General features: G+C 62.9%; 7 protein-coding genes and 1 pseudogene. 7 read left to right on the top strand and 1 reads right to left on the bottom strand.

Going from position 1 to position 6,352, the window contains the following annotated elements; translation table 11 throughout:
• Nucleotides 1-837 (top strand): annotated as a pseudogene (locus tag BGI27_RS17225) (IS3 family transposase); the annotation flags it as partial.
• A 109-nt stretch (nt 838-946) separates the two neighbouring features.
• Here BGI27_RS17225 and BGI27_RS17230 read toward each other — a convergent pair.
• Nucleotides 947-1,111 (bottom strand): hypothetical protein, encoded by a 165-nt coding sequence (locus BGI27_RS17230; protein WP_170943102.1) that lies wholly within the window; start codon nt 1,109-1,111, stop codon nt 947-949.
• Between the two features lie 118 nt (nt 1,112-1,229).
• On the opposite strand from BGI27_RS17230, the gene BGI27_RS17235 reads away from it, so the two are divergent.
• The 6 genes from BGI27_RS17235 (at nt 1,230) to BGI27_RS17255 (ending at nt 6,301) form a co-directional block, all read left to right on the top strand.
• Nucleotides 1,230-1,598, top strand: coding sequence for a hypothetical protein (locus BGI27_RS17235; RefSeq protein ID WP_141239795.1), 369 nt, complete (start codon nt 1,230-1,232; stop codon nt 1,596-1,598).
• Nucleotides 1,595-2,110, top strand: a complete 516-nt coding sequence (locus tag BGI27_RS17240) for a hypothetical protein (RefSeq protein ID WP_095526019.1) — start codon at nt 1,595-1,597, stop codon at nt 2,108-2,110. The genes BGI27_RS17235 and BGI27_RS17240 overlap by 4 nt, the downstream gene beginning before the upstream one ends.
• A 3-nt stretch (nt 2,111-2,113) precedes the next feature.
• Nucleotides 2,114-2,572: a hypothetical protein gene (locus tag BGI27_RS18360; RefSeq protein ID WP_223871892.1), complete on the top strand. Its 459-nt coding sequence runs from the start codon at nt 2,114-2,116 to the stop codon at nt 2,570-2,572.
• On the top strand, nt 2,500-3,309 hold the full coding sequence (gene extI / locus BGI27_RS17245; RefSeq protein WP_239591174.1) for a selenite/tellurite reduction operon porin ExtI: 810 nt from the start codon (nt 2,500-2,502) through the stop codon (nt 3,307-3,309). The genes BGI27_RS18360 and extI overlap by 73 nt, the downstream gene beginning before the upstream one ends.
• A 192-nt stretch (nt 3,310-3,501) precedes the next feature.
• Entirely contained in the window at nt 3,502-4,932 is a 1,431-nt protein-coding gene (locus BGI27_RS17250; RefSeq protein ID WP_170943101.1) for a sensor histidine kinase, read from the top strand.
• On the top strand, nt 4,925-6,301 hold the full coding sequence (locus BGI27_RS17255) for a sigma-54-dependent transcriptional regulator (protein WP_095526021.1): 1,377 nt from the start codon (nt 4,925-4,927) through the stop codon (nt 6,299-6,301). Before BGI27_RS17250 ends, BGI27_RS17255 begins: the two co-directional genes overlap by 8 nt.
• Nucleotides 6,302-6,352: the final 51 nt, after the last annotated feature.

Here is a 6,352-nt window from a genome sequence, read left to right on the forward strand (position 1 = left end):
TCCGACGCATGTGCAAGGTCATGCGGGTCCATCCGAGTGGGTACTACGCCTGGCAAGCCCAGCCGCTGTCTGCACCTGCCCTGGAAGATCAGCGCATTGAAGGCCTGATCAAGCAGTGCTGGCTGGAAAGTGGTGCCGTGTATGGTTACCGTAAGATCACGCATGACCTGCGCGATCTGGGCGAATCCTGCGGCAAGCATCGTGTTGCTCGGCTGATGCGCCAGATCGGCCTCAAGTCCCTGACGGGCTATGGGCGTCGGCCGGGCCGCTACGGGGGGGGCTGTCCTGCCAACGTGTCACCGAACCATCTTCAGCGCGAGTTCGACGTGAGCGAACCGAACAAGGTCTGGGGTGACTGACATTACGTACATCCGCACGCATGAGGGCTGGCTGTTTCTGGCGGCAGTCCTGGATCTGTTCTCGCGACAGGTCGTGGGCTGGTCGATGAGTGCTCAGATGACGGCAGACCTCGCACTGAACGCCTTGCTGATGGCCGTCTGGCACCGCAAGCCGACGCAGGAGGTCATGGTTCATTCGGATCAGGGCAGCCAGTTCAGCAGCGACGATTGGCAGTCGTTCCTGCGCGCCAACAAGCTCAAGGGCAGCATGAGTCGCCGAGGAAACTGCCACGACAACGCAGTCGCAGAAAGTTTCTTCCAGCTGCTCAAGCGCGAGCGGATCAAACGCAAAATCTATCCAACACGCGAGGATGCCCGCCGTGACGTGTTCGATTACATCGAGATGTTCTACAACCCGAAACGGCGACACAGCCACGCAAATGGCATGTCTCCGATAGACTATGAAAAACAGTATTTCATGAAGCTCGGGGCTGTCTAGGAAACCCGGGGCGATTCACAGGTCGTCCGTGCATTCAATTCATATACGGATTTCTGATTAGCTTTTTCGCCTGGCTGATTATGGATTTTTGACAAATCCAGAGCCGTTTTCACGAAAGCACCTTGCTGCAAGCCTTTGCCTGTTTTGTGAATGACACTTCGATAGCCATTGTTTTGCCCGCAGGCGCTTCATTCCTGCTGCGTGCCTCTGGATATTCCTCGTGCAGCGATGATCCGCGGAATGTGCGGCACAGAGATTGCTGTTGCTGTGACATGGCGTTCTCTCCGATGCGTCGAGCCGGTTCCGGTTCTGATGCGGATTCACTGTCTGTCAGAGCGCGAATCACGCCGGAATTCCGGCCCGGTCATATCAACACGCGGGAATGAATCCAATTGAGCACAAGGTTTTTTGAAAGCCTGCTGGGTGTGAATCCAGTGAGGTCGGGGAAAAGAGTCTTCGCGTCTCTTGCTGTTGTTCTGGTCGCTGCGGGGGCGACCCAGGCTGCAGAGCCCGCACGCCCGATAGGCACGGCGGGTGCCGAGCTTGGCGGTGAATCTTTGCAGGCTGGCCGGGTCGTGGCGCCGGAAAAGTCCGGCGGCAATCGTTCCACGCCGGAGCCTTCACCGCGCCAGCGTCTGAAGTTCCGCAAGGGGCCGGTCTGCGTGTGCAGCGATGAGCTGTCGGGCAAGGATATTGAAAGGCCGCGCGACGCCAGCATCGGCGGTGAAAAGCCAGGCGTACACCCGGGGGCCGCGCAATGAGCCGCCTGACCCGGATTGCCGCCGGTTTCCGGCGGGCGGCGAGTGCGCGCTGGCTGTTGCGGGGCGGGGTGCTCGTGTTGCTGGCGGTGATCGGCAGCAGTGTGTTGCAGCTGTGGCGCACGAGTAGCGTGGTGGAGGAAGCCGCGTTCCGTTCCGACTGGGGGAGCGAGGCGATCGTGGCTTTCACGGAAAACGCCCGCTCGATATCTCCCATAGCGTTGGCAAACGCCTGTGGCCTGGGCGCATCCAGCTGTTTCAAGTGCCACAACGGCGCGCGTGCCGAGGCCCCTGGGAGCGATCCATGGCACGTCCAGCACAAGCAGGTCAATTTTTCCTGCGTGGGATGCCACGGCGGCAATTCACGGCTGCTCAAGAAGGAAATCGCGCACACGGGGCTCGTCGCCAATCCGGCCAATGGACCCGCGCAGGCCTGTGCGGCGTGTCACGACCCGATAGGCAAGCCTGCCGATCTGAATCTCTACAAATCGACTCAAGCAAGCAAAGGCAAATAAGTCATGCAAGACAGAAACAATTCCAAGGGAGGGCCGGTTGCCGGCCTGCGCAAGGGCCGCACGCTACGCCGCGCCGCGCTTCTGGTTGCCGCCCTGTGCGGTTCTTCCGCCTGGGCGGGGCCGACGTTCGAGTTCGGTGAAGAAGGCTCTATCACGCTGAGCTATGCGCTACAGGTGTGGGGGCAGGCACGCAACTACACCTCGTCGAACGATTCCGGCAGCACCTGGGATACCTACCTGCGCCGCAACCGTATCACGCTGGCCGGCCAGGCCAACGACTACGTCGGTTTCTATGCGCAGCTGGAGTCTGGCAACGACAGCAAGGGGGGCTGGACGACCGCTCCGTCTATTACCGCGATGCCTATGTCACCCTGGATTACTCGGACCCGGTGCGTTTCATCGTCGGACGCTTCAAGAACACCTTCACGCGTGAAGGTCTCGAAGCGTGCCTGGAGCCCTTGACGCTGGATCGCTCAAGCGCGTTCTACACCTCGTTCGGTGGCTCGCGGGATACCGGCGCGGCCGTCTGGGGCAATCTCGCCGATGCGCGCTTCCAGTATCGCGTGATGTTCGCCGACGGCCGCGAGGATGACGTGGTGCCGAAGAAGGCACCTCGCCTGACCGTCCGTGCGCACTGGAGCCCGCTCGATCCGGAAAGCGATTACGGCTATCGGGGTACCTATCTGGGGACGCGCAAGATCTTCACGATCGGCGCGGCCTACGACCAGCAGGCCAATGTGGCGTATGCCGACTATGCGACGCGCAGCGACATCAAGGACTACCGCGCGTGGACGGCGGACGTGTTCGCCGAGCTGCCGACCAGCAGTGGAACCTATACCGCGTCCGCTGCCTACGTGGCCTACGACACCGGCAACGCCATCAATCTCGCACCCGATCCGAACCTGCCTTCGAACACCGAGCTGTCCTCCTACTACCTGAAGGCCGGCTATCTGCTGCCGAACCCGATCCAGGGCGGGCGGCTGCAGTTCTTCGGCCGTCACCAGAAATCGAAGTACCACTTGGATTCCGGTGTGCTGGACAACACCGTCAACGCCATCGGGGCCAACTACTACCTCGATGGTCAGCGTCTCAAGCTGACCTTCGAATACGCCCGCGTCGACTACGACAAGCCGGATCAGCTCGATCCTTCCCTGCAGGACGGCTACCTCGCCACGCTGGGGCTGCAATTCATCTTCTGATCGGCCGGATGAATTTGCTTATCAGAAAATAATCATGATGAATGCATTTTCCGGGGCTTTCTCTCGTGTCGTGATGGAGCTGGATCAAGCTTGTGCGCCTGCCCGATTGGGAAAATTTCCCTGCGTGGGGCAGTCGCGACAAAGCGATCTTTCGCGCCATTTATCGAACAGGAAGGAAAGATGAGCATCGTCATGAAAGTTTGGCCCTGGCGGGTGGGGGCGGCCCGGATTCTCCCGGTGGCGGCAGGCGCGGCCCTGCTGGTGTATGCCTGGCGTGAAGCTCCGGTGTCGGCCTCGGCGTTGCCATGGCTGCTGCTGGCTGCCGTTTGCGGCGTTGCCACGACAAAGGTGCTTGCCTACCGGCGTGCCTTGCGCCGCCTGCACGAGGGCGTGGCGCTGGCGATGGACGGATACCTCCGCCCCGTGGCGCCCGCCGATCGTGAGGGGTATGGCGCGGAGGTGCTGCGTGACTACAACAGCATGATCTCCCGCCTGGATCAGGTGTTCGCCATCGTTGACGAGTGCCAGAGCAGCGTGATCGTCGAGCGTGACACCATCCAGATACTGCAGCGCAGCTTTCCGGGCCTGATGCTGGGGGTGGCCGCAGATCACCACGTGGTGACGACGAATCGCCAGGCCGAGCATCTGCTGGGCCCGGTCGGTGGCAAGCAGGACGGGCGCACCGTCTTCGATTTGCTGCAGCTGGACGAGCCGGTCCGCGCCCGGCTGGTTTCCGCGCTCGAGCGTGGCGAGCGGCTCGGCAACATCGAGATATGTTCGCCGGTCTCGGGGCGCCCGCGCTGGTTCTCGCTGAACCTGGAGCCATTGCCGCCCGCAGCCGGACGCGATCTGTGCGCGCTGGTCATCCTGCAGGATGTGACCGAGTACCGCGAACTCCTGGAAAGCGTCGCCAGCCGGGACAAGCTCGTGGCTTTGGGCGAGCTGGCCGGCGGTGTGGCGCACGAACTCAATACGCCGCTGGGCAGCATCCTGGGCTACGCGCAGCTGGCGGTGGAAGCCGTACAAGATCGCCAGGGCGTGGGAGGATCGGAAGAAGCTGTGCGGAAGTACGTCTCGGTGATCCGGGACGAGGCGCGCCGCTGCAGCAACATCATCCGCAATCTGCTCGACTACACGCGTCAGGGGCGATGCGATGAGGGCGCCGGCGATGTGCTGGCGGCTATCCGCAACGCGCTGGATGCCCACCACTGCCGGCTGAAGCAGGTCGATGCGCGGATTGAGTTCGAGGCCGGCACCGAGCCGCTGTGGGTGGCCCTGCCGGAAGGCAAGCTGGAAATCGTGCTGGGCAACCTGTTGCTCAATGCCAGCCAGGCGATCGAGGGGTTGCCGGAGCGCAGCATTGCGATCCAGGTCAGCGCCTCCGGGCGCGGCGTACAAGTGGTGGTCGAGGATTCCGGTCATGGGGTGCCGGAGCGGCTGCGCAACCGCATCTTCGACCCCTTCTTTTCCACCAAGGAACTGGGGAGCGGACTGGGCCTTTCGATCGCCCAGTCGATCGTGGCGCGTTACGGTGGTTCGCTCGGACTGGACCTCCGGCACGAGGGCGGTGCGCGCTTCATCCTGCGCCTGCCGGCCTGGGTGGGAGGGGCGTGCCATGGCTGATGAACGCAACAAGCCGGTGGTGCTCGTCACCGAGGACGACGAGAACATGCGCGGTTTGATCGCGCAGGTGCTGAAAAGCCTGGAGGTGGGCGTACGGATCGTCTGCGCGGAGAGTTCGCAGGCCGCGCTGGATTATCTGGAGCGGCATCCGGTGGCGGTGGTGGTCACGGATCTGCGCATGCCGGGCCCGGATGGGCTGGATGTGCTGGGTTTCGCACGCGAGCGCGGGCATGGCACCCAGGTCGTGCTGCTGACTGGCTACGCCACCGTGGAGTCGGCCGTGCTGGCACTCAAGAATGGCGCTTTCGACTACCTCACCAAGCCGTTCGAGAACGAAGCGCTGCGTGCCGTGGTGGAGCGCGCCCTGCATCGTCATCGCCTTGATCGGGGTGACGGTGCTACGCCGCCGCCAGCGGGCGATACGGGCGGGCAGGCCTTCATCGGAGAATCGGCCGCCGTGGCCGGAATCCGGCGCCTCATCGGTGTGGCCGGCCAGCATGACTGCAATGTGCTGATCTCGGGCCCCAGCGGCTCGGGCAAGGAGCTTGTCGCGCAGCAGATCCATCGTGCCAGCAATCGCGCGGCGGCACCGTTCATCGCGATCAATTGCGCCGCGATTCCGGAAACGCTGATCGAGAGCGAACTGTTCGGTTACCGGAAGGGCGCGTTCACCGGAGCGGACCGCAACAAGCCGGGCCTGTTCGAAGCCGCCCATGGCGGCACGATCTTCCTGGATGAAATCAGCAATGCCTCGCCTTCGCTGCAGGCGAAGCTGCTGCGTGTGCTGCAGGACCGGAGTTTCTTTGCCATGGGGGAGAACCGGCCGCGCGAGGTGGACGTGCGCGTGGTGGCGGCCACCAATCGCGACATGCCGGCGCTCATCGGCGAAGGGCTGTTCCGGGAGGATCTGTATTACCGCCTGATGGTGATGGAGATCGAGATTCCGCCGCTGAAGGACCGGCGCGAGGATATCCCCGTGCTGGTACGCCATTTCCTGCAGCGTTTCGCCGAGCGCTACGAACGGCCCGAGCCGCCGCGCCTGACGGAAGAGGCTCTCGACGCGCTGATGCAGTACGCATGGCCGGGGAACGTGCGCGAGCTCGAGAACCGTGTCCAGCGGATGGTCATCATGACCCATGACGCAGTGATCGACACGGGGCAGCTGCCTCCCCCCTTGCAGGCGCCCGGCGCCCGCCAGAAGTCCGCGCTCGACTACTTCACGCCGCGCAGCCTGGACGAAATCGAAGCCTATTTCATCCGTAAGACGCTGCGGGAGACGAACGGAGACCGCGCGCTTTCTGCGGAAATTCTCGGCATCGACAAATCCACGCTGTGGCGAAAACTGAAGCGTTACCAACTGGAGGCCTGAGCAACCGTCTTGGCCGTCAAGCGCTATGCATAGTCGAATCCCACATCGAGC

The sequence above is a fragment of the Candidatus Dactylopiibacterium carminicum genome (assembly GCF_014736495.1).
GTDB classification, from domain to species: domain Bacteria; phylum Pseudomonadota; class Gammaproteobacteria; order Burkholderiales; family Rhodocyclaceae; genus Uliginosibacterium; species Uliginosibacterium carminicum.